We start from the raw sequence: 26,299 nt of genomic DNA on the forward strand, positions 1-26,299 counted from the left end.
ATCCATCTTACATTTTCCATTTTTACATCTTACATAATTCCCTTATCTTTGCCCCGCTTTAAACGCCGTTTGCAACGGTATCAACAGCGTTATGAAAAAATATCAAACACTACTTTACTATTGCTATAGTTACATAGCGGAGGCAGAACAATTTGCTGCCGATCACCTTAAATTTTGTAAATCACTGGATTTAGTTGGCCGTATTATCGTTGCCGATGAAGGCTTAAATGGAACCGTATCTGGTACCGTTGAGGCTTGTGTAGCTTATATGGAAGCTATACATGCTGATGAGCGGTTTGCCAAAACAGAATTTAAGATAGATGATGTTGAAGAGCCTTCTTTCCTGAAAATGCACTGCCGTTACAAATCGGAAATTGTACATTCTGGCTTAAGAGATACTTCGATTATTAATCCTAACGAAAAAACAGGGAAACATTTAGAGCCGGTTGATTTCATGAAAATGAAAGATGATGAGGATGTAATCATCCTTGATGTTCGTTCTAATTATGAACATAATCTGGGCAAATTTAAAAATGCAGTAACGCTTGATATCGAGAATTTCCGCGATTTTCCTGAGCAGATCAACCAGCTGGCCCAATATAAAGACAAAAAAATATTAACCTATTGCACTGGTGGTATTAAATGCGAAAAAGCATCTGCCCTATTGTTGCATCATGGCTTTAACGATGTATACCAGTTACATGGTGGCATTATTAAATACGGAAAAGAAGCCGGAGGAAAAGATTTTGAAGGCAAATGTTATGTTTTCGACAACCGAATTGCTGTTGATGTAAACGAGGTAAACCCAACTATTGTGTCAGTTTGTTATAACTGTGGCAAAACTACACCAAAGATGATCAACTGTGCCAATCCGGAATGTAACGAGCACATTACCCAGTGCGATGATTGCGGCGATGAACTTCAGGGCTGCTGCTCAACGGCATGTACTACTAATCCGCGCAAACGTCCTTATGATGGCACAGGTTATTATGTGAAGGTTCCGCAGCCGGTGGCGATGAAAATTGGTTAATGGTTCATAGTTTTATGGTTGATGGCCTATTGCCATAGTTAATTAGTCTATCGGTTAATGATGATCCATAGTTTTATGGTTGATGACCTATAGCCATACTTATATTGGTTCATGGCCCGTGGTTGATAGAACTATTTAGTCTCTCAAATCAAATTAAAAAAGCAGCAGATTCAGTAAATCTTAACATTGCTAAGGGCTGCATGGGCCAGTCAAAAGCCGAATTTAAAAGGCTTCTAACCTACTCTGTTCGTTCTGGTTTGGAGGTGGTAAGCTGTCTTTTTATGGCTTCATCAAGAAATTACATCACCGAACTTGAATTTAAAAGACTTTATTCTGAGTACGAGCAGCTTTGTAAGATGATATCCAAGTTGAAGGCTTCGCTATAAGAATGGTATTTTGATGATCTATGGTTGATAGTCTGATAGTCATTTAGTATAAACATAGGTTTTAAACATTCATTATTTGGCTGGATAGCTCATGGTTTATAGTCAGATAGCTGTATTGTACAAATTCTGCCTACTCATAGAAATAGTCACTAAGCCATGAACGATTTGCCTGAGCAATTCGGCAATCAACCATGAACTAAAAAACCATCACCCTGGGTTAAGCTTTAAACTATCGCCCGTTTTAAACAATTTTTCATTTACTTTGTGTAATAATGGCTTTATCCAGTAACCATTTTATGCTAAACTATTTCCGTTTTTTATTACTGCTTTCCTGTTTTACTATAAGCGCCTATGCATCAGAAATTAAAAGCATTGGCGTACCCTATATAGAAAATTACCCTAAATCAGTTTATTCATCTGGTAATCAAAACTGGAGCATTACCAAAGATAAAAATGGTGTAATGTACTTTGGCAATGCGGAAGGACTTCTAACCTTTGATGGCCGTTACTGGCAGAAATACCAGCTCCCTAACCGGCAGATTGTCAGATCGGTAGCTACAGATAACAAAGGAAGGATTTATACCGGTGGTTTTGGAGAATTTGGCTTCTGGGCGATTAAAAATAATATATTAAGCTATAACTCGCTTATCAACTTACTGCCAAAAGGTATTAAAATAAATGATGAGGTATGGAAAATTTATGTCGATCAGGATCGCGTTATTTTCCAGTCTTTCTCCAAAATCTTTATTTATAAAAACAATAAAATCGAAGTGGTAAAATCGCCATCTTCCTTTTTGTTTTTACATAAAGTACGTAATAAATATATTATTGAAGTGTTGGAAAAAGGTTTATCCGAACTGGTTGGCAATAAATTGATCCACATCCCGAATAGCGAAAAACTGGGCAAAGAAGGCATTCTGTCCATCCTTCCCTATAAAACTGATGGTTTTATTATCGGTACCAGTAAAAACGGCTTATTTACCTATGATGGAAAAGAATTTACCCCTTTAAATACGCCAGCCAATAGTTATTTAAAAACCTATCAGCTTAACAACGGAGTAAGTTTACTCGGCAAATATTTCGCTTACGGCACCATCCTTAATGGTTTAATTATTATTGATGAAAATGGAAGAGTGGTACAACGTATTAACAAATCGAGCGGTTTACAAAACAACACGGTTTTAAGTTTATATGCCGACAATGAACAAAACCTCTGGACAGGGCTTGACAATGGAATCGACAGAATAGAACTCAACTCTCCACTATATTTCTATTTTGATAAAACAGGCCAGTTTGGAACCGTGTATTCCAGTATTATTTTCAACAATAAAATTTACCTCGGCACCAATCAGGGTTTATTTTACAGCGAGTGGTCGCCTGATAACCTATTGCCATTTAATTTTAGACTGATCCCAAATTCGCAGGGGCAGGTTTGGGAACTGGCCATTATTGATAACGAACTGATTTGTGGACACAATAGTGGCACATTCAAGGTAAATGGTGATCAAATTAACTGGCTATCAAGGTCTGCCGGCGGGTGGACAATCAAAAAGCTAAATTCCAATCCAAATTACCTGGTTCAAGGTACGTACACAGGACTTTCGCTCTTTACAGAATCTCCGGGTTCGGGATTAAAATTTGTAACAAAAATTGCAGGATTTGATGCGCCATCGAGATATGTTGAGCAAGATAATAAAGGTGATATTTGGGTAGCACATGCCTATAAGGGCTTATACAAATTGAGTTTAAGCCAAAATTACAGCAACGCAACCAGCGTTAAATATTTCGATGAAAAGAATGGTTTGCCTGGCAATTACAACATCAATATATTCAATTTAGAGAACAAAATTGTGTTTTCTTCTGATGCGGGTTTTTATACTTACGATGAGTTAAGCGATAAATTTACCAAGTACGCCGCATTGAATAAAGAGCTCGGTTCATTCCAATCGTCCAATAAAATTATTAATGCTGGCGTCAAAAAATACTGGTTTATCAACCATGGTAAAACGGCCCTGGTTAATTTTAGTGAACCTGGAAAGGTAGAAATCGATTCCAATCAATTTAGCATTCTGGATGGCCGCATGGTACAATATTACGAAAACATCAGCCGCATCAGTAATGCCATTTACCTGATCAGTGTAGATGATGGTTTCGTAATTTATAACCCAACTGCGCAGCTCAACCAGCAGAAACAAAAACTCCCTGCCGTTTTGATCAGGCGCGTTGAAGATATTACCGATAAATTTTCGCTCATTAGTGAGGCCGGAAACAGCGAAGAAGCAACAGAGATCCAGAACAGCCGTAACAATATTCGCATTTCTTACGCACTTCCTTATTACCGCCAGGCCAAGGTTAAATACCAGATTTATCTGGAAGGTTATTCCCGTACCTGGTCTGACTGGAGTTATGCCACCCAAAAAGATTTCACCAATCTTAGTGCCGGGAACTATGTTTTCAAGGTCAGGGCAAAGATAGATGACAGTACGGTGAGTGAAGAAACCGTTTATAAGTTTACCATTTTGCGCCCATGGTACCTGAATAACTGGGCCATACTGCTTTATGCCATCCTTTTTGTGATCGTATTGATTATGGGCAAGAAAATTTATGAAAGGAAGCTGCAACGGGATAGTCAGAAAATAAGCGACCGGTTGCAGGCCGAGCAGGAAGAAATATTGAGGCAGGAAGCAGAAACCAATGAGAAACAGATCATCAAACTTCAAACAGAGAAACTCCAGGCCGAACTGGCATCAAAAAACAGGGAACTAGCCAATTCTGCCATGACATTGGTATATAAGAATGAGCTCCTCCAAAAACTGAGCGACGAGATCACTAAGTTAAAGGATGAAAACGGCAAAAAACTTTCTGATGATCAAACCCGCAAAATCCAGAAGGTGATCAATGATGGCATGAATGATGAACGCGACTGGCATCTTTTTGAGAATAGCTTTAATGAGGCACATGAAAGTTTCTTCAAGAAATTAAAAGCACAACATCCAGATCTTGTTCCGAACGATTTAAAACTTTGCGCCTATCTCAGGATGAACATGAGCAGTAAAGAAATGTCGTCGTTATTGAACATCAGTTTACGCGGGGTAGAGATCCGCAGGTACCGCTTACGTAAGAAGCTGGAAGTACCACACGACAAAAATTTAACTGAGTTTTTGATGGAGCTATAGATACTCATCTCATGTTCAATTTCCTTCATTTTTCAGCTATAAAACTAAACAAAAGTAACGCTGATTAAACCTGCAAAAACCAGGAGTATGTCCTGATTGTATCCCACCATATAGAATTGGCACTACATCATTACCTCTCATAACCGTTTTTATAACCCCACAAAACACTTAGTGTTATTTGTACACTTGTGTATATGTTAAAATTATGTTAAAATCTCAAAAACTGCGTTTTTAGGCTAAAATCGCATTCGGTTTAGTTGGTTGAGATACCCCACAAAGCAATATGATGTATAAATGTAGAGGTACAAACACTTGCACATCAGCAAAAACAACCTCACATTTAACTAACAATTAAACTAAAATTTATAATAAAGCATGAAAAGAATCTTTACAAGAATTTCTGTTCTCGCTGCATTTTGTTTGCTAACAATTAACGTAGCATTAGCGCAAAACATTACTGTAAAAGGTAAGGTAATTGATGGAGGTGACAAAACTCCATTACCAGGCGTATCTATTTTAATTAAGGGCACACAAACCGGCACCCAAACAGATGTAAATGGCGGCTATTCTCTTAGCGTACCAGCCAATGCCACATTGGTATTCAACTTTGTAGGCTACACAGCACTTGAGCAGGCTGTAAATAATCAAACCACCATTAATGTATCATTGGCATCATCAACACAACAGTTAGAGCAGGTTGTGGTTGTGGGTTATGGTACGCAAAGAAAAATTGATGTTACAGGCGCGGTTGGAACGGTAAAAGGCGAGGATATTTCTAAGCAGGCATCGGTAAATGCAATTAGCGCTTTACAAGGTAAGGTAGCAGGTGTAACCATTACCAATAATGGTGCACCAGGTTCATCACCACAGATCACTATTCGTGGTACAGGAACAATTTATGGCAATACCGGTGTTTTATATGTAGTTGATGGAGTATGGTATGATGATATCAGCTTTTTAAATCCTGCAGATATTGAAAATTTAAGCATTTTGAAAGATGCATCTTCACAATCCATTTACGGTATTCGTGCAGCTAACGGAGTGGTGCTCATTACGACTAAAAGGGGCACTAAAGGCCAGGCAGCTATTACTTATAACGGATCAGTAGGTTACAAAGTTGTAACCAATCAAATAGAAATGGCCAATGCAACAGAATATGCTACACTAATCAATGAATTATCAGCATCGAGTGGCGCGGCAAAACTATTTACAAATCCAGAAAGCTATGGCGTAGGTACCAACTGGTACAATCAGGTATTTAGAAATGCATTGCAAACCAATCATCAATTATCTGTAAACGGTGGCGGTGATAAATCGACATATAATTTCTCTTTAGGATATACCAATGAAGATGGAATTGTAAAAAAACAAAACTATCAACGTTATACCGCGAAATTATCTAACGATTTCCAAATATTGGCCCTTTAAAAATAGGTTATACTGTTTCCGGTACGGCTATCAAATCAAACGATATTCCATCAACTATATTCCGTCAATTATATGCTGCAGGTCCGGTTGTTCCAGTTTATTATGCTGATGGAACCTATGGCGATGCCAATGATTTTAGTTTAGGTGGCGGTAATAATTTTAATCCACAGGCAACAATTGATTTCTTTAACCAAAAATCATTAAACTACAGGATTAATGGAAATGTATATGCAGAATTAACCATTGCAAAAAATTTCACATTTAAAACGAGTTTAGGTGGAGATTTTGGTCAAAATGAAGTAAGGGCTTATATTCCTGTTTACAAAGCTACCCAAGGTCAACAAAGTACACAAAGCCAATTGGATGTTAAACGCGATGAAACCAGAAACTGGATCATTGAAAATACATTGACTTATAAAAATACATTTGGATCGCATAATTTAACTGTTTTGGCGGGTCAAACTGCACAAAGAAGAAAATCTTACTTCCTAAATGCAACAGCATTTGATGTACCTTATTCAAGTGATGGCGATTTATATCTAACCTTAGGCAATGCAGATAAGCGCTCCGTTACAGATGGTGGTGCATTAACAACATACGCTTCTTATTTCGGCAGGGTTAATTATTCTTTTAAAGACCGTTACTTATTAAATGCAACGCTTCGTGCTGATGCGGCTTCACAGTTTTTTGGCGGAGGCGATCTTTGGGGTTATTTCCCATCAGTAGGTGCTGGATGGGTAATTTCTCAAGAAGATTTTATGAAAGATCAAACTGTATTTAACAATTTAAAGTTAAAAGCCTCGTGGGGTAAAGTGGGTAACGCAGGTGTTCCGATAAATCCAACAACTTTAACAGTTACACAAAATGGCGGATATGTAGCTATTCTTAATGGCGTAGCTTATACTGGTAAAAATGTAAGTACATTGGTTCCTTCGTTCTTAAATTGGGAGCGTACTACTGGAACAGATGTTGGTTTTGAAGCTGCATTCTTGAAAAACAGGTTAAACATCGAAGCTGGTTTTTACAATAAGAGAACCGAGCAGGCAATTTTCGAAATCCCTGTTCTAACATCAATCGGTACCAGTTCGGGTAACCAAATTGGTAACCAAGCAGATTTCCAAAACCGTGGTTTTGAATTTTCAGCAACTTGGAGAGATACAAACGAATCTGGTCTTGCTTACTCAATTAGTGGTAATCTTGGTTATAACAAAAATAAAGTTTTATCAGTTGTAACAGGTAACAACCCAATTTATGCAGGTGGTGCAGGTCTTTCAAATGGTGGCCTCGCTACGCGTACTATTCAAGGCGGAGCAATAGGAGAGTTTTATGGCTATGAAGTTGCTGGTATTTTCCAAAATGCTACTGAAATCGCCGCTTCTGCACAAAAAGGTGCTAAGCCAGGAGACTTTAAATATGTTGATACAGATGGTAACGGTATTATTAATGGTAATGACCGTATTGTTTTAGGAAATCCAAACCCAACTTATTCTTATGGCTTAAGTGCAAATTTAGCTTATAAAAACTTCGATCTTACTGTTGACATTCAGGGTTTAGCCGGTGTTGATGTTTATAACGCTAACATTGCATCTCGTTTTGGTAACGAAAACTTCACTAAAGATTTTTATGATAACAGATGGCATGGTGAAGGTACTTCAACAACCTATCCTTCTGTAAATTTGGGAACAACTGCCAATTCTGCACCTAATTCATTTTATGTCGAGGACGGCTCCTATATCCGCTTAAGAAATGTACAGTTGGGCTACGCACTTCCTTCTTTATTAGTGAACAAATGGAAGATGCAAAAACTCCGCTTTTTCCTTGATGCCCAAAATCCTGTAACGCTATTTGGCTACAAAGGTTTTACTCCTGAAGTAGGTGGCACCCCTACCAACGCCGGTATAGATGCAAACGTTTATCCACTTCAGGCCACATACAGATTTGGTGTTCAAGTTACTTTTTAATCACAACGAAAATGAATTACAAAAATACTTATATACAAAAGATCGGGATTCTAACCATTTGCTCCTCTCTTTTAGTAATATCTGCATGTAAAAAAAGTTTTTTAGATGTAGATCCGCAAGCAAAACAACCAGCAGTAACCTTCTGGAAAACAGCTGATGATGCAACAGCTGCAGTAAATTCTATTTATGGTAACTTAAGAAATTGGGCCAATACTGCATTTCCTGCCCTTGCAATCGAAAGTATAGGGAGCGATGAAGCCGAAAAAGGCAGTAGCCCGAACGATTCGAGTTATATGAATGAATATGATCAGTTTACAGCTTCTTCTACTACCATTCAGTTAAATGGTTTTTGGGAAGGCCAGTATCAGAATATTAATTTGTGCAACCAGGTACTGGATAACGTTCCTGGAATAAGTATGGATGCCAGTCTTAAGGCACGTTACTTGGCAGAAGCAAAATTTGTTCGTGCCTATTCTTATTTCAGATTGGTACGTGCATTTGGCGATATTCCTCTACGCTTAAGTGTACCTAAAGATCCGTCTGAATTTAACATTCCAAGAACGCCTAAAGCACAGGTATATGCGGCGATTGAAAAAGATTTAGATGACGCAGCCGCAGCATTGCCGCAATCTTATCCAGCTGCCGATTTAGGCAGGGCAACTAAAGGTGCAGCTTTAGCACTTCATGCTAAAGTGGCGATGTATCTTAAAAAATGGGATCAGGTATTATCACTTACCAATACCGTTATGACTTTAGGATATGATTTATACCCTAATTTTGAACAGGGTTTTCGTTTAAATCACGAGAACAATATTGAATCTGTTTTCGAAATCCAATGTGAACTTTTGTTGAACAACAAAGACGCATCTAACTCACAATATAGCCAGGTACAGGGTGCCAGAGGAAATACTCCTGATACAGGTTGGGGCTTTAATGTACCAACTGCAGCATTAGAATCTGCCTACGAAGCTGGCGATGTACGTCGTGATGCAACTATCCTTTACAGAGGTGAAACTACTCCAGAAGGTGATGCTATTTCTAATACAGCTGATAATCCTATGTATAATCAAAAAGCTTATGTACCATTTAATAAAATTGTTACCGGTTTTAATCAGGGAGCTGATCAAAACGTAAGGGTAATGCGTTTTGCAGAGGTTTTATTAATGAATGCTGAGGCAGCAAACGAACAGGGAAATACAAGTTTAGCACAAACTTCGTTAAACCGTGTCCGTGCACGTGCAAGAGGCGGTGTAGCAGGTGTTGTGCCTGATGTAACTACAACAGACAAAGAGGCTTTACGTCAAGCTATCTGGAAAGAAAGATTTGTTGAATTGGCTATGGAATCTGATCGTTATTTCGATGTGATCCGTCAAGGACGGGCTGCTACAGTTTTTGGTCCTAAAGGCTGGAAAACCGGTAAAAACGAGGTTTGGCCAATTCCTTCACAGGAGATTGAAAAAAGTGCAGGTACGATTACACAAAATCCCGGTTATTAATTGCTAACTTTTATAGAAAAGAAATGAAAACAAAATATTTTTTATTGGTGGCAGCTGTAACTTTAGGGTTATCCTCTTGCCAGAAAAAATTTGATCCATCAAGCTATGCACCAGCATTAAATATCGGTGGCTACACCAGCGCAAAACAAATTGCACCAAGTAATCTTGTTTCCTACTTTGCATTTGATGGCGGCTTGATTGACAGTGCTTCTAATACTGCTGGTGTAAATACGGGTACAACTTTTGGAACAGGTGTAAAAAAACAATCGTTACAAGGCGCCTTAAATAGTTACGTATTAGCAACACCATCAAACAAAGTTGCCGCTTTAAAAAGTTTTACCGTAAGTGAATGGTTTAATAGCCCAGCGCCAAGCACTGGTATTATCGGATTGTTTACCTTAGCCAATACCACCCAGTTTTGGGGTAATATTGAAATCTTTATCGAAAATGGTAGTACTGCCGCCAATGGATTATTAAGAATACACCTTAATCAGGGTGGGTCAGATAAGGAATATCAGGTAAATGGAGTTCAAAATCTATTTGGCAAATGGGTAAACTTAACAGTTTCTTACGATCAAACAACTTCTACTGTTAAAGTTTACATCAATGGTTCAAGAGTAGCAGCCATCGCTTCTACCGCTATGGGCCCTTTTGCGTTTACCAATACAGGAAAGTTTGTTTTTGGCACAGTTCAATTCCAAACTACCCCAAGTCAGACTACCGGAACAACCAAACAGGATTGGGCTAGCTTTTTAACGGGACAGATTGATGAAGTTAGACTTTTTGATAAAGCCTTAACTGATGCAGAAGTAAGTGCACTTTCTATTTTAGAAGGCAGAGGGAAATAATCCTTTTCTAACGCTTAAATAGGCAATTAATAATAAAGGGTTGTCATTGCTGACAACCCTTTTTAACCTTGTGTAATGACAAAAATCTTCCCATATTTTTTAACTCTTGTCCTTTTTGTAACAGCCTGCAAAAAAGGTGATACACCTGCACCGGTTGATCCGCCTGTTACACCAACATCTTTCGCTTTTAGCGATTTAAAGGTAAACGACGCTTACAGTGGTTTTACCTATTATGGCTTAAACAGTAGCCCTATTATCAAAATAACATTCTCATCACCAATCAATTCCACTTCTATAAGTGGCAATGTTACCCTCAGCGATGCCTCCGGAACTCCGGCCGCATTCACTTCCAAATTAGAGAACAACGATAATACGGTTGTAATTACCACTACAGCATTGCAGCCCATTACTAAATATATTTTAAACATTAATAACAATCTTTCATCAAAAACCGGCGGCAAACTTCAATCGGCGGTTGCCGTAAACCTGATTACTGCTGTAGATGATGCAGATAAATTTGCCCGCATCAGCGACGAGGAACTATTAACTTTAGTACAAAAACAGACTTTTAAATATTTCTGGGATTTTGCCCACCCAACCAGTGGCCTCGCGAGGGAAAGAAATACATCAGGTAATACCGTAACTTCCGGTGGATCGGGTTTTGGGATTATGGCCCTGGTTACCGGTATCAGCAGGAATTTCATCAGCAGAACTGATGGATTGGCGAGGATCCAAAAGATGGTATCCTTTTTAAAAACCGCCGATCGCTTTCATGGCGCCTATCCACATTGGTTGGATGGCAATAGCGGAAAAGTAATTCCGTTCAGTACCAAAGATAATGGTGGCGACCTTGTTGAAACTTCATTTTTAATGGCGGGCCTAATTACGGCCCGTCAATATTTTAATGGAGCAGATGCAGCAGAAACTACATTACGAGCTGATATTAATGCCATTTATAATGGTGTAGAATGGAGTTGGTACAGAAAAGATAATAGTAATACGCTTTACTGGCATTGGAGCCCTAATTATAATTGGGACATGAACCTAACTATTAAAGGCTGGAACGAGTGCCTCATCACTTATGTAATGGCTGCAGCCTCTCCTACTTACTCCACCTCTAAAACCGTTTATGATACTGGTTGGGCACAAAATGGAGCAATGAAAAATGGGAATACTTACTACGGTGTTCAACTTCCTTTGGGCACAGCGAATGGCGGACCGTTATTTTTTTCGCATTATTCTTTCTTAGGGATTAATCCGATGGGTTTAAGCGATGCCTATGCCAATTATGAAACGCAAACCAAAGCACATACTTTAATTAACTACAATTACTGTAAGGCAAACCCACTCGGGAACTATGGCTACAGTGAAAATTGCTGGGGCTTAACGGCAAGCGATATCCAAAATGGATACACAGCAAGTGCCCCTGGCAATGATGTTGGCGTAATTGCGCCTACGGCAGCCTTATCATCTTTCCCGTATACACCAACGGAATCGATGCAGGCGTTAAAATATTTTTATTATAAACTGGGCAATAAAACCTGGGGAGAATATGGCTTTTATGATGCCTTTTCTTTAAAAGACCAGTGGTTTGCCTCTTCCACCTTAGCAATAGATCAGGGACCAATAGTTGTGATGATCGAAAATTATAGAACCAAATTAATCTGGAACTTATTTATGTCGGCCCCTGAAGTTAAAGCAGGCATGAAAAATCTTGGTTTTAGCAGCCCCAATCTTTAACATTATACATCAGCAATGAAATTTATATTCCGAAACTTCCTCTTATTATCGTTTACCCTTTTTACGCTATCATCATGTGCACAGCGTGAAAAACAGACCTACAATCCAGATCTAACGATCAAAAAAAACCTTTCCGATATCGAATTATTGGATCTGGTTCAAAAACAGACCTTCCAATATTTTTGGGATGGTGCCGAACCAACTTCTGGCGCAGGCAGGGAGCGTTTCCATGTAGATAACGTTTATCCGGAAAATGATAAAAACACAGTAGCTACAGGTGCAACAGGTTTTGGTTTAATGGCCATTTTGAGTGGGATTGACAGGAATTATGTATCCAAAAAAGAAGGATTAGATCGTTTAAACAAAATATTGGATTTCCTATCCAAAGCCGATCGTTTTCATGGCGCATGGTCGCACTGGATAAATGGCGAAACAGGAAAAGTACGCCCATTTGGACAAAAAGATAATGGAGGTGATTTAGTTGAAACCTCATTCGTTGCTCAGGCTTTAATCTGCATCAACGAGTATTATAAAAATGGTTCTGAACCCGAAAAAGCTTTGGCAAAAAAAGCCGATGACCTTTGGAAGGGTATCGATTTTAACTGGTTCCGCAACGGACAAAATGTATTGTACTGGCATTGGTCGCCGGAGTACAACTGGGAAATGAACTTTCCGGTAAAAGGCTATAACGAATGTTTAATTATGTATGTAATGGCAGCTTCCTCCCCTACTCATACCATACCAGCCGAAGTTTACCACGAAGGTTGGGCAAGAGGAGGAGCAATTAAAGCAGATTTCGATCTTTATGGACATCATATTCCATTAGATTATCAAGGTGCAAAAAATTCTGTGGGTCCATTATTTTGGGCACATTATTCATATTTAGGTTTAAATCCTAAGGGATTGAAAGACCGATATGCAAATTATTGGGAAAACAATGTAAACCAAACTTTGGCCATACACGATTATTGTGTAGCCAATCCTAAAAAATTTAAAGGTTATGGCGAAAATAGCTGGGGTTTAACCGCGAGTTACTCGGTAAAAGGTTATGCTGCCCATAGCCTGCAGGAAGATTACGGCGTTATTTCTCCCACTGCAGCCATATCATCTATCCCTTACACGCCAAAAGAATCGATGAAGGTAATCAGACACCTTTATGAAGATTTGGGTGATAAAGTTTGGGGTAAATACGGTTTTTATGATGCCTTTTCTGAAACCGATAACTGGTATCCGAAAAGGTATTTAGGCATCGATCAGGGACCAATGGTAGTGATGATCGAAAACTACAGATCAGGCCTGCTTTGGAAATTATTTATGGGAAATAAAGATGTTCAAAACGGATTAAAGAAACTGGATTTTCAGTTTCAGCCCTAGTATTAGTTGCATATAAATGTTTAGCCATCATATATTTCAAATTAAATCTACAGAACCATGAAAAGAATAATTTTAGTATTAACAGCAATGATAGGATTTGTGACCTTAAATTCGGGCTTCACTGCCATACCGGGCACTAAACATAAAAGCATAAAAACAAAATTTGCAACCGTAAATGTAACCGCAACAAATTCCACCAGTGATGGCGTATATGTAAGGCTAGAAAACAATACCAGTGGTGGTGCTTATGTTTTCTTTATCCAGCCTAATTCTCCAAACGGAACAATTATAGGGCAGATACCAGAAAATGGAGACAGTTACACTGTAAAATTAACTTCAACAGGCGGCGCACATGATATGTGGGTTTACTGGGAACACCAATCACATGTTACCGGATTAAGCGTCAGCGGAATGTCGATAGGCTGTTCCAGTTGTGCCAGAATAAACATTTTTAATTAACCCTTACGAATAATGGCTAAACATTTATTCAAAATATTTTTAATTACAGCCCTTTTTTGTGGTAGTTATGCTGTTTATGCGCAGCAAAAAACCTATTGCAACCCCATCAATATAGATTATGGTTATACGCCTTTCGAATCTTTTACCGAATGGGGTAAACACCGTGCCACAGCCGATCCGGTAATTGTAAATTATAAAGGTGATTTTTACCTTTTCAGCACCAACCAATGGGGTTACTGGCACAGTGCCGATATGCTGAACTGGAAGTTCCACGAAAAGAAATTTCTTCGTCCCTGGAATAAAACCAAAGATGAACTTTGTGCACCTGGAGTAGGCATCGTTGGCGATACCATGGTGGTTTTCGGGAGTACCTATACTAAAAACTTCACTTTGTGGGGAAGTACCGATCCTAAAGGCAACAAATGGTTTCCATTGGTCGATTCTTTAGAAATTGGTGGCTGGGATCCTGCATTTTTTACTGATGACGATGGCAAGTTTTACATGTACAATGGAAGCAGCAACAATTACCCGATGTATGGCGTAGAATTAGACCGCAAAACTTTTCAGCCAAAAGGTACCCGTATGCCAATGTACCTGCTCCAAAGCTGGAGATATGGCTGGCAGCGTTTTGGCGAATATATGGACGATACTTTCCTCGATCCTTTTGCAGAAGGTGCCTGGATGACCAAACACAATGGCAAATATTATTTCCAGTATGGCGCACCGGGAACTGAATTTAGTGGTTATTCCGACGGCGTGGTAGTTGGTACCAAACCTTTGTTCTATGATACGCCTACAACTCCGCAGTCTGATCCTTTGAGTTATAAAGGCGGTGGATTTTCACGGGGTGCAGGTCATGGTGCAACCTTTCAGGATAACAGCAAAAATTACTGGCATGTTTCTACCAGCATTATCTGCGTAAAAAATACATGGGAACGTAGAATTGGTATCTGGCAAACTGGTTTCGATAAAGACGATGTCATGTGGACCAATACCGCCTTTGGCGATTATCCGCTTTATTTACCATCCGAAAGAAAAGAAGGTGGGCCTGCCGGACCAGGCTGGATGCTTATTAATTATAAAAAACCGGTAACCGTTTCCTCTACTTTAGGAAGCTTTAATGCCAATAATGCCGTTGATGAAAGTATTAAAACCTATTGGAGCGCAAAAACAGCTAATAATGGTGAATGGATCCAGACTGATCTGGGTAGCCTTGCAACCGTTAATGCCATACAGCTCAACTATGCTGATCAGGATGCTGAATTCTTAGGAAAACAGACGGGAATTTACCACCAATATAAAATCCTTTCCTCAACAGATGGGAAAAAATGGACTACTCTGATTGATAAAAGCCAAAACAAAACGGATGTTCCGCACGATTACATCGAACTCCAAAAACCAATAAAAACAAGGTTCATTAAATTGGTGAATATTCACATGCCTACCGGAAAATTCGCCATTAGTGGTCTACGCGTATTCGGGAACGGAAATGGAGAAAAACCAACAAAAGTGAAAAACCTGATCGTATTAAGGACAGAAAAAGATAAACGCAGCGCCTACATCAAATGGGAACCTGTTGATAATGCTTTTGCGTATAATCTTTATTACGGTACAGCACCCGACAAGCTGTATAACTGCATCATGATCCACGATTTTAATGAATATTGGTTTAAAGCAATGGACAGTCAAAAGGCCTATTATTTTTCTATCGAGGCGATAAATGAGAACGGCGTATCGGTAAAAACCGAAGTGAAGAAGGTAGATTAATATAAGCGCTCATGCTCATTTGTAATGAGTGTGAAAATAACCAATCGTTTTTAACGATTACCACAAAACTGATTAATAAAGAATAAAACACATATATAATGAAGAGAGCGAATATCCTGGTTGTTTTTTTAACACTGCTTGTACTGAACGGATCAGCACAAACCAAAAAACCTCTTTCGACAGAAGAGGCAAAGATGAATACTTTCATCAGCAACCTGATGGCGAAAATGACCGTTGACGAAAAAATTGGTCAGCTGAACCTGCCAAGTTCTGGTGATATTACCACCGGACAGGCCAATAGCAGCGACATTTCTAAAAAAATAAAAGAAGGACAGGTTGGTGGTTTATTCAACATCAAAGGTGTAGATAAGATTAAAGCCGTTCAAAAAATCGCGGTAGAAAACAGCCGTATGAAAATTCCTTTACTTTTCGGAATGGACGTGATCCACGGTTACAATACGGTATTCCCGATTCCTTTGGGCGTAAGCTGTATCTGGGATATGGCAACCGTACAAAAATCAGCGAGGATTGCGGCAATTGAAGCAAGTGCCAGTGGCATCAACTGGACCTTCTCTCCTATGGTAGATATTTCAAGAGATCCACGTTGGGGCCGCATTTCCGAAGGAAGTGGTGAAGATGCTTATTTAGGCTCGCAGATTGCAGCCGCTATGGTAAGAGGGTATCAAGGTAAACTTCAGGCCAATAACGAAATTTTAGCCTGTGTAAAACACTATGCCTTATATGGCGCAGCAGAAGCCGGTAGAGATTACAATACCACCGATATGAGTAAAGTGCGTATGTACAACGAATATTTCCCACCTTACAAAGCAGCTGTTGATGCCGGAGCGGCCAGCATAATGGCTTCTTTTAACGAAGTTGATGGCATTCCTGCAACCGGAAGCAAATGGTTAATGACTGATGTTTTACGTAATCAATGGGGCTTTAAAGGTTTTGTAGTAACCGATTACACGGGTATCCCTGAAATGATTGCACATGGCATGGGCGATTTACAAACTGTTTCTGCATTGGCACTAAATGCAGGAGTTGATATGGATATGGTTGGTGAAGGCTTTTTAGGAACCTTAAAAAAATCTTTAGCTGAGAAAAAAGTAGGTATCGCGCAAATAGACAGGGCTTGTAGATTAGTACTTCAGGCCAAATACAAACTGGGCTTATTTACCGATCCTTATAAATTCTGCAACGCTGAAAGAGCACAAAAAGAGGTTTTCAGTCCGGCTAACCGCCAGGTGGCACGCGAAGTTGCAGGCGAAAGCTTTGTATTGTTAAAAAACAACAACAATTTACTTCCGCTTAAAAAATCAGGAACTATTGGTTTAATCGGTCCATTGGCCGATAATACCGCGAATATGTACGGTACCTGGAGTGTTGCAGCTCTTTTCGATCAATCGGTAACCGTGCTTCAAGGTTTAAAAAATGCTTTAGGTAACAATGCCAAAGTATTAACGGCCCGTGGTGCCAACTTCCTGGCCGATTCTACCATGGAACACCGTTATGTAAACATCCACAACCCTACTTATAAACGCGATCCACGTACAGAAGCTGAAATGATCAAAGAAGCTTTAGAAGTAGCGAAAAAATCGGATGTAATTGTGGCTACTATTGGCGAAGGGTCTGAATTTACCGGCGAAAGCAGTAGTGTAACCGATATCCAGATTCCTGAAACACAGAAAAACTTATTAAAGGCATTGGCTAAAACAGGTAAACCAGTTGTATTGGTATTATTTACAGGCCGTCCGCTGGCATTAAACTGGGAGCAGGAAAATATCCCGGCCATTTTAAATGTTTGGTTCCCGGGCAGCGAAGCAGGAAGTGCAATTGCCGATGTACTTTTTGGCGATGTTAACCCGTCAGGTAAATTGAGTACCACTTTTCCTCAAAATGTTGGTCAGGTACCATTATATTATGCACATAAAAATACCGGTCGCCCATTGGCAGAAGGTAAATGGTTCGAAAAATTCCGTTCCAATTATCTAGATGTAAGCAACGATCCGCTATACCCATTTGGATTCGGCTTAAGTTATACCACTTTTAACTATGGTGATATTAAATTAAGTTCAAATACCTTAACCAAAGGAAAATCGATCACCGCATCGGTTACTTTAAACAATACAGGTAAGTACGATGGTAAAGAGGTGGTTCAGTTATACATCCAGGATCTTGTAGGTAGTATTACCCGTCCGGTTAAAGAATTAAAAGGTTTCCAAAAGGTGAATTTAAAGGCCGGAGAAAGTAAAACAATCACTTTTAACATTTCGGAGAACGACCTTAAATTTTACAATTCTGATCTAAAATTCGTGGCAGAACCAGGTGATTTTAAAGTATTTATTGGTACCAACTCACGTGATGTAAAAGAAGCATCTTTTACACTGAAATAAAGACAATTAGGTTTGGTTATAAACCCTGTGCTATTGTAAAGTAGCCAGGGTTTTCTATTTTTGTTAGATGAAAAAGATTTTATTTACAATCTGCACTCTTTTTTCGGTACTCTTTTTAAACGCTCAGGATTTTAAAAAATACGACAGGGGAAGCTATATCAAAGGAAAGGATTCTATCTACTACAGGATACTTTTCCCGGAGAATTTTAATCCCGACCAAAAATATCCGATCGTTTTCTTTTTACATGGAAGTGGAGAAAGAGGTAACGATAATGCCAGTCAACTGGTGCATGGCGGGAAATTATTTCTAAAGAGTGATGTACGCAAAAATTTCCCTGCAATTGTGGTTTTCCCTCAATGTCCGCAGAATGATTTTTGGGCCAATGCCAATTTTGAGAAAGATGCCAAAGGCAAAAGAAGAATCAGTTTTGTAGAAGGTGGCAAACCGACCAAAGTGATGCATGCACTGCAAGGAATGGTTAAAAACTTTCTTAAAAAACCTTATGTAGATAAAAAACAGGTTTATATTGGCGGCTTATCAATGGGTGCAATGGGTACTTACGAACTGTTAAGAAGAGAACGTCGTAAATTTGCCGCTGCTATCGCCATCTGCGGTGGAGACAACACTAACAATATTAAAAAATACCAGAAAATTCCGCTATGGATCTTTCACGGTGCAAAGGATGACATTGTTGATCCGGCATTCTCAATTGCAATTGCTGAACGTTTAAAAACGGTTGGTGATGAAGTAAAGTTTACCCTTTATCCAAATGCAAACCACAACAGCTGGGACAGTGCATTTGCAGAGCCAGAATTATTGAGTTGGTTGTTTTCGCATAAGAGGCAATAGATTGGTAGAATAGCTCAGCGGTGAAATTACCTAAGTATCACAACTCCATGTTAAATAAACCTGATAAAGCGTAAAGCCCGGATCCCGATTCTTCATCGGGAGAGGACTTGAAGCGATAGCAGGACTGCTGTAACCGAAAAGCGTCACACCATTGTTTTCCAAAATAATATTGACCACCTAAGCCACCTCAGGGTATCTAAGTGATACGATTAAGTTGTATTATCTTTAGATTAAATAGAATAGTCCGTCATACTGAACTTGTTTCAGTATCTATCCGGAAAGACCCTGAAATAAATTCAGGGTGACGATCGGATGTAAAAAAAAGGTCCCGATGTTAGCACCGGGACCTTTTCTATAAATATCTGCTTACTCTTATTCAGCCATATTGTGATAAACGGCCTGCACATCATCATCTTCTTCCAGCTTATCAATCAGTTTAAGTACATCTGCAGCTTGCTCTTCTGTAACCTCGTGATGAGATAAAGCAATTCGCTCCAATTTCGAGCTTTTTAATTCAATGCCTTTTTCTTCCAAGGCTTTTTGCAATGAACCAAAGTTTTCGAAAGCACCTTGTGCAACGGCAATATCGTTTCCTTCTTCATCAGCCTCTACGTAAAGTTCCTCTAAACCAGCATCAATCAGTTCGAACTCTAATTCTTCCAGATCTAAACCTTCAGCAGGTACAAAACGGAAAATAGATTTGCGGTTAAAAACGAAGTCCAAAGAACCTGTTTTACCTAAAGAACCATCAGTTTTGTTAAAATAGCTACGAACATTGGCAACGGTACGGTTGGTATTATCAGTAGCGGTTTCAATTAAAACTGCAACACCATGAGGCGCATAACCTTCGTATACAATCTCCTCGTAATTGGCCATCGATTTATCAGAAGCACGTTTAATAGCCGCCTCTACCCTATCTTTTGGCATGTTTACCGCCTTCGCATTCTGCATCGCCGTACGTAAACGCGAGTTGGTTTCCGGATGAGGTCCGGATTCCTTTACTGCCATTACGATATCTTTACCGATACGCGTAAACTGAACCGCCATTTTGGCCCAACGCTTAAATTTTCTCTCTTTTCTAAATTCGAATGCTCTTCCCATTTTTGTTAGTATTGAGATATTAGTTATGAGATATGAGACCTTAGGCCTTCAACCTTCCAACCCTCTACCTTTATTATTTCTTTAAATTATTTAACATATCAATTGTCAGTTTCGATAAATCGAACTCTGGTTTCCATCCCCAATCTTTTGCAGCATAACTGTCGTCGATAGAACGTGGCCAGCTGTTTGCGATCTGCTGACGGGGATCATTAGCCGCGTAAGATAAGGTAAAATCCGGAATATGTTTTCTGATTTCCGCTGCCAATATCTCAGGCGTAAAACTTACCCCTCCAAAATTGTAACTGCTACGTACCGAAATCTGATCAGCCGGTGCATCCATTAATTCGATGGTTCCGCGGATCGCATCATCCATATACATCATTGGCAATTCCGTTTCTGCATTTAAGAAGCTTTGGTAGCTTCCTTTTTTTAAGGCATCGTGAAAAATGTGGATCGCATAATCGGTTGTACCACCACCTGGGGCAGCTTTCCAGCTGATTAATCCCGGATAACGGATACTGCGTACATCCAATCCGTATTTTTGGTTGTAATACTCGCACCAACGTTCTCCGGCCAATTTACTGATTCCGTAAACGGTATTCGGATCCATTACACAATATTGTGAAGTATTATCTTTTGGCGAATTCGGACCAAATACGGCAATAGAGCTTGGCCAATATACTTTTGCTGTTTTATATTCTAATGCTAAATCTAAAACATTCAGCAAACCATTCATATTTAAATCCCATGCTAATTTAGGATTTTGCTCTCCTGTAGCCGATAATAAAGCTGCTAAAAGGTATACCTGTGTTGGTTTGTACTTATGAAAAATGCCATTGATCATTTCTTTATCCAGCACATTCACAAATTCAAACGGTGCAGAGTTTTTGATGTCGTAATCCGGCCTGCGTATATCGCATGCAACTACGTGATCATCACCATATATTTTACGTAACATGGTTACCAACTCGGTACCAATTTGCCCGTTAGAGCCTAAAACAACAATTTTTTCTTGCATAATTTTTTTGAGATTGAGCAAAGGTAAAAAAATGAGATAAAATGAAGAATGGTTAATCGGTTAATTGTATAAATTGGTTAATTGAGAATTACTAATTGTTAATTAATAGTTGAATGGCTGAATTGTTAACTGGATTGGGTTAGTCGGTTAATTGTTTAAACTGGTTAATTGTGAATTGCAGACTGTCAACCGAAATTGGGTTAATTGGTTATTCGTATAAACTGGTTAATTGATTATTCAACTTTCCAATCAAAACATTCCAACTTTCTAACTTTCTAACTTTCCAACTTTAAATCATTCTAACCTTCCAACTTTAAAACATTCCAACTTTCTAACCTTACAACATTAAAACATTCCGACTTTCCAACCTTAAAACATTTCAACTTTAAAACTTTAATTTTATACATTTACTATACATACCGAATAACCAAATAAATAGATGACTCCTTTTGAGCCTGACAGATCTGAAGATTTACTTAACCGCCTAAAACAGGACGATAAGCAGGCTTACGAAAAAATATATTTTACTTTTAGCAAGGAGCTGCTTTATGCGGCCTACAAAAAAACAGGCGATCGGGTAATTGCGGAAGAACTGGTACAGAATATTTTTATCTCCCTTTGGGAAAAACGGCAGGATTTGCAGATTAATAACCTGCAGGCCTATTTATTCGGTGCCCTAAAATTAAGTGTGATCAACCACATCCGCAGTTTGGTAATGGAAAACAAATACATGGAATACCAAATGCTCACCTATTCCGAAAATCACCAGGATACCGCCAACCTGGTCGATCTGCATGATTTATCGTCGATTATAGAAGAAGGAATCAATTCCCTACCCGAAAAAACACAGGAAGTTTTCAGACTGAGTCGCTACCAACATCAATCTACCAAAGATATTGCCACTGGCTTAAACATTACCGAAAAAGCGGTAGAGTACCACATTACCCGCTCAATTAAAAGAATAAAAGAATACATTAAAAACTTTTACATCTTTTTATAGCTGAATATCAGTTAATTACAAATTATTTCCATTTTTTTCATGCCTTCCTTTAGGGGTTCACCCTTATTATGTTACTGGTATATATAAAGCCAAATATTCTTTCTTATGAATCAGAAATCATTCTACGATTTACTCAGCCGTTACGAAAGCGGAAATTGTACCGAAGCCGAAAAGCTTTGGGTTGATAAATGGTATCATAATTTAAACAGCAAGAATTTTAAAGACTTATCCTCAACTGCGTTAGAAGAAATGCAGACGAATGCCTGGCACAACATCAATAATATTGAACGCAAACCAACACCTGTCCTAAAAGTTAAAAGGCTTTGGCCAAAATTTGCCATTGCGGCTTCCATTATGGTTGCTTTTTTTATTGCAGGATTATATCTGGTGAATTATAACCACGCCGAGCAATCTTTTTTAGACGAAAATGCCGGTTTAAACCTGATCAGCAAAACCAACGAGAGTGATAGCACCATGGTAATTGCGCTAAGCGACGCAAGTACCGTAACCCTTAAACCACAGGCAAACATTATTTACCCAAAAGTTTTTGCAGCCAATAAAAGAACCGTGTATTTAAAAGGAAGTGCTTTCTTTTCGGTGAGTAAAAATCCTCAGAAACCTTTTTACGTTTACAACCAAAAATTGGTGGTACGGGTGTTGGGCACCAGTTTTTGGGTGAAATCGGCTACTGATAACATGCCTGCCCAGGTTGCCGTAAGAACGGGAAAAGTTCACGTAGAAGAAAATCAGAAAAGTTCGCTATTTGCTTTCTCTAAAGAAAAACTGGCGCAACCGATTTTGCTTACGCCCAATCAAAAAGGTGTTTTTTCTGAACATCATTTAAATAAAACATTGGTAAGCAAACCTATTCCTTTGGCCGAAGCTTACAACATACCAACCAGTTTGAGCTATAACTTTAAAGAGGAAAGCATCAGGGAAATTTTTAAAACCTTATCAGAGGCGTATGGCATCGAGATAAAATCGGATAACGGGCAGATATCCACCTACACTTTCACCGGAGATTTAAGCAAAAAAGGGCTATATGAGCAACTCGACCTGATCTGCGGAACCATTTCAAGCAAATATTATATCCAGGGAACCAGCATTGTGGTTTCCAAAAACTAACCAAATATAAAATATGATGAAGAAAAACTACAGCACCAACAGCCCATAAGCGCGGCTCCATTTTCCATAATATTTTTCTAAAAAACAAAGCCGGCAATGTGGGGCATTGCCGGCGAGTTAAATACATTAGAAATGTATTCATGGTATTTCTATGTCCAATAAATCCAATCATTTAATGAACAATAACCAAATTTATGAAAAAAAATCAACTTATTTCGCTGGCGATATATGCAATGAGAGTTTCGATTTACCAAATACTTGCAATAATAATTTTCACCTGTGCTGCATTTGCAAATAATGTAGGCGCACAAGACTTTTTGAATACACCCATTTCGATCAAGGCCGATCAAACCGATATTAAAACCATTATTGAAAAAACAGAACACCTGGCCAATGTGAAGTTTGTTTACAGTCCGCAATTAATAAACTCAGGCCGTAAAGTTTCCATCAATGTAGTCAACCAAAAACTTAAATACTTTCTTGAGAATTCGCTAAAACGTTATGACGTGGGATATAGAATAGTTAAAGATCAGATTCTGCTCTATTCTATTCCCGCCAATAACAACCTCGAACTTTTAAAAGCTTTCGAAGGGATTGTAACCGGAAAAGTAACCGACAGTAAAGGCAATCCTATTCCAGGGTTTCTGTTACCGTAAAAGGAAAATCAATCGGCACCACCACTGATGAAAACGGTGCTTTTGCGCTAAAAGGACTAACAGTAGATAGTCGGGTGTTAGTTGTGCGTTACGTAGGTTTTATCTCCAAAGAAGTAAATCTTTCTCCGGGCAATGCCGACGAAAACCTGAACATCAGTTTATCAGAAGATAATCTTCAATTAGAAAGTGTGATGGTAACCGGCGGTAACCCAAAGAAAAAATTAGAAAGTAGTGTGGCGTTAACATCAGTGAGCAATAAAGACATCACGAACAGGGCGCCATTAAACAGTACCGATTTATTAAAAGCCATACCCGGCTTAACCGTAGAAAGTACAGGTGGCGATGGTCCGGGCAATGTTTGGGTAAGGGGCTTTCCACAACAGGGCGGTTATATTTTCTTGGGCATCCAGGAAGATGGCTTACCGCTTTTGCCAACAGGTTTCAACACCAATCCATCAGTAGATCAATATTACAAAACTGATTTAACCATCCAGAACATCGAAGCGGTTAGAGGTGGCAATGCTTCCATTATCCAGTCCAATACACCGGGTGCTGTGGTAAACAATATCAGTTACGTTGGGGCAGATAAACAATACGGTCAGTTTAAATTTACCACAGGTTTTTCGCAGGGTTTATACCGTTTTGATGGAAACACCGGCGGAAAAATAAACGAAAACATTAAATACAACATTGGTGGTTTTTACCGTACCGATAACGGTGTGGTAGATCAGGGTTTCAATCCGGCCAATCAGGGTGGACAGATTAAAGGCAATATGACTTTTAATTTCAAAAACCATAAAGGTTTTGTCCGCGTGTATGGTAAATACCTCAATGATAAAGTTCAGTTCCTCTTAACCAGCTATTATCCTTACGATGGTACCGGGAAACCGACTACCTACCGCGATTATGATATGGCTTCACAGTCCATTGTTCCACTACAAACCGAATGGAGTTATAACGACCCCGTAGCCGGCAACCACAATTTCAGTTTAACTGATGGTATCCATACCAAATTAGGATCAGGAGGCTTTCAGTTCAACTATTTAACCGATAGTGGCTGGCAGATTGTGAACAATTTCCGCTACCAGAACACCCATACCAACTCAACTTATACCGTTCCTTCCGGAATTGCAGCCAGAACCGCAGCAACACCTTATTATTATCCTGGCGGCGCAGTTGCACCATTTGTTGCAGGTGATTATGTAATTACTTCATCGGCCAACGGACAGATCAACAGCGATGTGCAGGTAGTAGATTATTTAGACCTGAAAAAAACCATTAAAAACCACAGTTTGGGTATCGGTGCAGGCATCCACCAGTATAATCGTGATGATTTACGTTATGCTTTCCGTTCATTTTCTGAATTTAAAGAGCATCCGAGCATTATTTTACAGTCACCAATTGCAGCAGAGCGTACCATCCAGACCAAAAACACCTTTATTGGCGATACCAGAACCTTATCAGCCTATGCTTCAGATGAGATCAAAATTTCTGAACAATGGCGTTTAGATATCGGTGCGAGGATTGACAACCAAAATGTAAAAGGCGACAGACCTTATTATGCGCTAAATACAGATGGAACGGTTAATACTACTGCAGCCGCCACTGCAACAATTTTAGGTTATACGCCTTACGATGAAACCTTAACCAATTGGGCGGCATCAGTTGGTGCCAACTATAAAATAAACTCCACTTCAAGCATTTTTGCAAGGGCTACCAAAGCTTATAATGCACCAACAATTGGCGATTACAATGCCTCGGCATATAATCCGGCCAACATCAAAAAACGTCCGGTTTATTTAGGTGAGGTAGGTTTTAAATACGCGAAGAACAATCTCGCTATTTTTGCCTCAGGAAGTTACTCAGCCATTAAAAATGTATCGTTAACCATCAACGTACCAACAACAGCAGCAGGAACACAAGCTTTAGTTGCATTCGGTTCTACCCGCACATTCAGTGCCGAATACGAAGTTTCTTACAAAATTGCCAAACCGCTTAGTTTACGTTTAACAGGAACATTACAGGATTCTAAATACACCGATTACGAAGCATCAACCAAAGGAAATGCAGCCGTACTGGCAGAATTTGGCGACCGTACCTATAGTTTCACTGGTAAAAGAACAGAACGCGTGCCGGTTTTAAATACCGAGCTTGGCGCTAACTACGATTACAAAAATTTCAACTTATATGTAGCGGCAAATTATGTGGGTAGCCGTTTTACCTCTCCCAGCGACAGTTACAAACTACCTGCCTATGTGGTAATGAAAGCTGGAGCGGGATACAATTTCACTAAAAAAGTTTCAATAAGATTTTGGGCAGACAACTTGTTAAATGCAAAAGTGTTGACAGAGGGCGATGTTCGCGGAGACCAGTTCAGGGATTTCTCGACCGTTACCCCTGGCACATTAATGATTGGACGGACATTACTTCAACGTACTTTCTGGGGATCATTGGCTTATTCATTCTAACAAATCAAACCGGAGTTTAC

19 protein-coding genes are annotated in these 26,299 nt (G+C 39.2%); 17 read left to right on the plus strand and 2 right to left on the minus strand.

The features are described 5' to 3' along the window. Positions 1-91: 91 nt before the first annotated feature. The 13 genes from trhO to H9L23_RS16595 all read left to right on the plus strand — a co-directional run bounded on the left by trhO (position 92) and on the right by H9L23_RS16595 (position 18,911). Positions 92-1,030, plus strand: coding sequence for an oxygen-dependent tRNA uridine(34) hydroxylase TrhO (trhO, locus tag H9L23_RS16540; protein WP_187591434.1), 939 nt, complete (start codon positions 92-94; stop codon positions 1,028-1,030). Between the two features lie 122 nt (positions 1,031-1,152). Then, complete coding sequence (locus tag H9L23_RS27095) at positions 1,153-1,416, plus strand: four helix bundle protein (protein WP_187591435.1); 264 nt, start codon at positions 1,153-1,155, stop codon at positions 1,414-1,416. Positions 1,417-1,688: 272 nt separating this feature from the next. Further along, a complete protein-coding gene (locus H9L23_RS16550; RefSeq protein WP_223190989.1) occupies positions 1,689-4,592 on the plus strand; it encodes a ligand-binding sensor domain-containing protein in 2,904 nt (967 codons plus the stop codon). A gap of 375 nt (positions 4,593-4,967) precedes the next feature. Then, on the plus strand, positions 4,968-6,020 hold the full coding sequence (locus tag H9L23_RS26905; protein ID WP_262892371.1) for a SusC/RagA family TonB-linked outer membrane protein: 1,053 nt from the start codon (positions 4,968-4,970) through the stop codon (positions 6,018-6,020). Positions 6,021-6,076: 56 nt separating this feature from the next. Further along, positions 6,077-7,981, plus strand: coding sequence for a SusC/RagA family TonB-linked outer membrane protein (locus H9L23_RS26910; protein WP_262892394.1), 1,905 nt, complete (start codon positions 6,077-6,079; stop codon positions 7,979-7,981). A gap of 11 nt (positions 7,982-7,992) precedes the next feature. Beyond that, positions 7,993-9,477, plus strand: a complete 1,485-nt coding sequence (locus H9L23_RS16560) for a RagB/SusD family nutrient uptake outer membrane protein (RefSeq protein WP_187591436.1) — start codon at positions 7,993-7,995, stop codon at positions 9,475-9,477. Positions 9,478-9,500: 23 nt separating this feature from the next. After that, positions 9,501-10,325 (plus strand): LamG domain-containing protein, encoded by an 825-nt coding sequence (locus tag H9L23_RS16565; RefSeq protein WP_187591437.1) that lies wholly within the window; start codon positions 9,501-9,503, stop codon positions 10,323-10,325. A gap of 75 nt (positions 10,326-10,400) precedes the next feature. Continuing rightward, a complete protein-coding gene (locus H9L23_RS16570; RefSeq protein WP_187591438.1) occupies positions 10,401-12,065 on the plus strand; it encodes a glucoamylase family protein in 1,665 nt (554 codons plus the stop codon). Between the two features lie 15 nt (positions 12,066-12,080). Further along, positions 12,081-13,439 (plus strand): glucoamylase family protein, encoded by a 1,359-nt coding sequence (locus H9L23_RS16575; RefSeq protein ID WP_187591439.1) that lies wholly within the window; start codon positions 12,081-12,083, stop codon positions 13,437-13,439. Between the two features lie 57 nt (positions 13,440-13,496). Further along, positions 13,497-13,898, plus strand: coding sequence for a hypothetical protein (locus tag H9L23_RS16580; protein ID WP_187591440.1), 402 nt, complete (start codon positions 13,497-13,499; stop codon positions 13,896-13,898). A 12-nt stretch (positions 13,899-13,910) separates the two neighbouring features. Then, on the plus strand, positions 13,911-15,665 hold the full coding sequence (locus H9L23_RS16585) for a discoidin domain-containing protein (protein WP_223190990.1): 1,755 nt from the start codon (positions 13,911-13,913) through the stop codon (positions 15,663-15,665). A 98-nt stretch (positions 15,666-15,763) separates the two neighbouring features. Next, the gene (gene bglX, locus H9L23_RS16590; protein WP_187591441.1) at positions 15,764-18,061 is read left to right on the plus strand and encodes a beta-glucosidase BglX; all 2,298 of its coding nucleotides are present in this window, start codon (positions 15,764-15,766) and stop codon (positions 18,059-18,061) included. 67 nt (positions 18,062-18,128) lie between these two features. Then, positions 18,129-18,911: a carboxylesterase family protein gene (locus H9L23_RS16595; RefSeq protein WP_187591442.1), complete on the plus strand. Its 783-nt coding sequence runs from the start codon at positions 18,129-18,131 to the stop codon at positions 18,909-18,911. Positions 18,912-19,283: 372 nt separating this feature from the next. On the opposite strand, the gene H9L23_RS16600 is transcribed toward H9L23_RS16595, so the two are convergent. After that, positions 19,284-20,012 (minus strand): YebC/PmpR family DNA-binding transcriptional regulator, encoded by a 729-nt coding sequence (locus tag H9L23_RS16600; protein ID WP_025145740.1) that lies wholly within the window; start codon positions 20,010-20,012, stop codon positions 19,284-19,286. 73 nt (positions 20,013-20,085) lie between these two features. After that, on the minus strand, positions 20,086-21,030 hold the full coding sequence (locus tag H9L23_RS16605) for an NAD-dependent epimerase/dehydratase family protein (RefSeq protein ID WP_187591443.1): 945 nt from the start codon (positions 21,028-21,030) through the stop codon (positions 20,086-20,088). A 439-nt stretch (positions 21,031-21,469) separates the two neighbouring features. On the opposite strand from H9L23_RS16605, the gene H9L23_RS16610 reads away from it, so the two are divergent. From H9L23_RS16610 to H9L23_RS16620, 4 genes are all read left to right on the plus strand, one after another. Then, positions 21,470-22,030: a sigma-70 family RNA polymerase sigma factor gene (locus H9L23_RS16610; RefSeq protein ID WP_187591444.1), complete on the plus strand. Its 561-nt coding sequence runs from the start codon at positions 21,470-21,472 to the stop codon at positions 22,028-22,030. Positions 22,031-22,135: 105 nt separating this feature from the next. Beyond that, on the plus strand, positions 22,136-23,155 hold the full coding sequence (locus H9L23_RS16615; RefSeq protein ID WP_187591445.1) for a FecR family protein: 1,020 nt from the start codon (positions 22,136-22,138) through the stop codon (positions 23,153-23,155). Positions 23,156-23,349: 194 nt separating this feature from the next. Then, positions 23,350-23,811 (plus strand): STN domain-containing protein, encoded by a 462-nt coding sequence (locus tag H9L23_RS26675; RefSeq protein ID WP_246474719.1) that lies wholly within the window; start codon positions 23,350-23,352, stop codon positions 23,809-23,811. Positions 23,812-23,822: 11 nt separating this feature from the next. After that, the gene (locus H9L23_RS16620) at positions 23,823-26,279 is read left to right on the plus strand and encodes a TonB-dependent receptor (RefSeq protein WP_246474961.1); all 2,457 of its coding nucleotides are present in this window, start codon (positions 23,823-23,825) and stop codon (positions 26,277-26,279) included. The last annotated feature ends 20 nt before the right edge of the window (positions 26,280-26,299 follow it).

Source organism: Pedobacter roseus, from assembly GCF_014395225.1.
GTDB classification, from domain to species: domain Bacteria; phylum Bacteroidota; class Bacteroidia; order Sphingobacteriales; family Sphingobacteriaceae; genus Pedobacter; species Pedobacter roseus.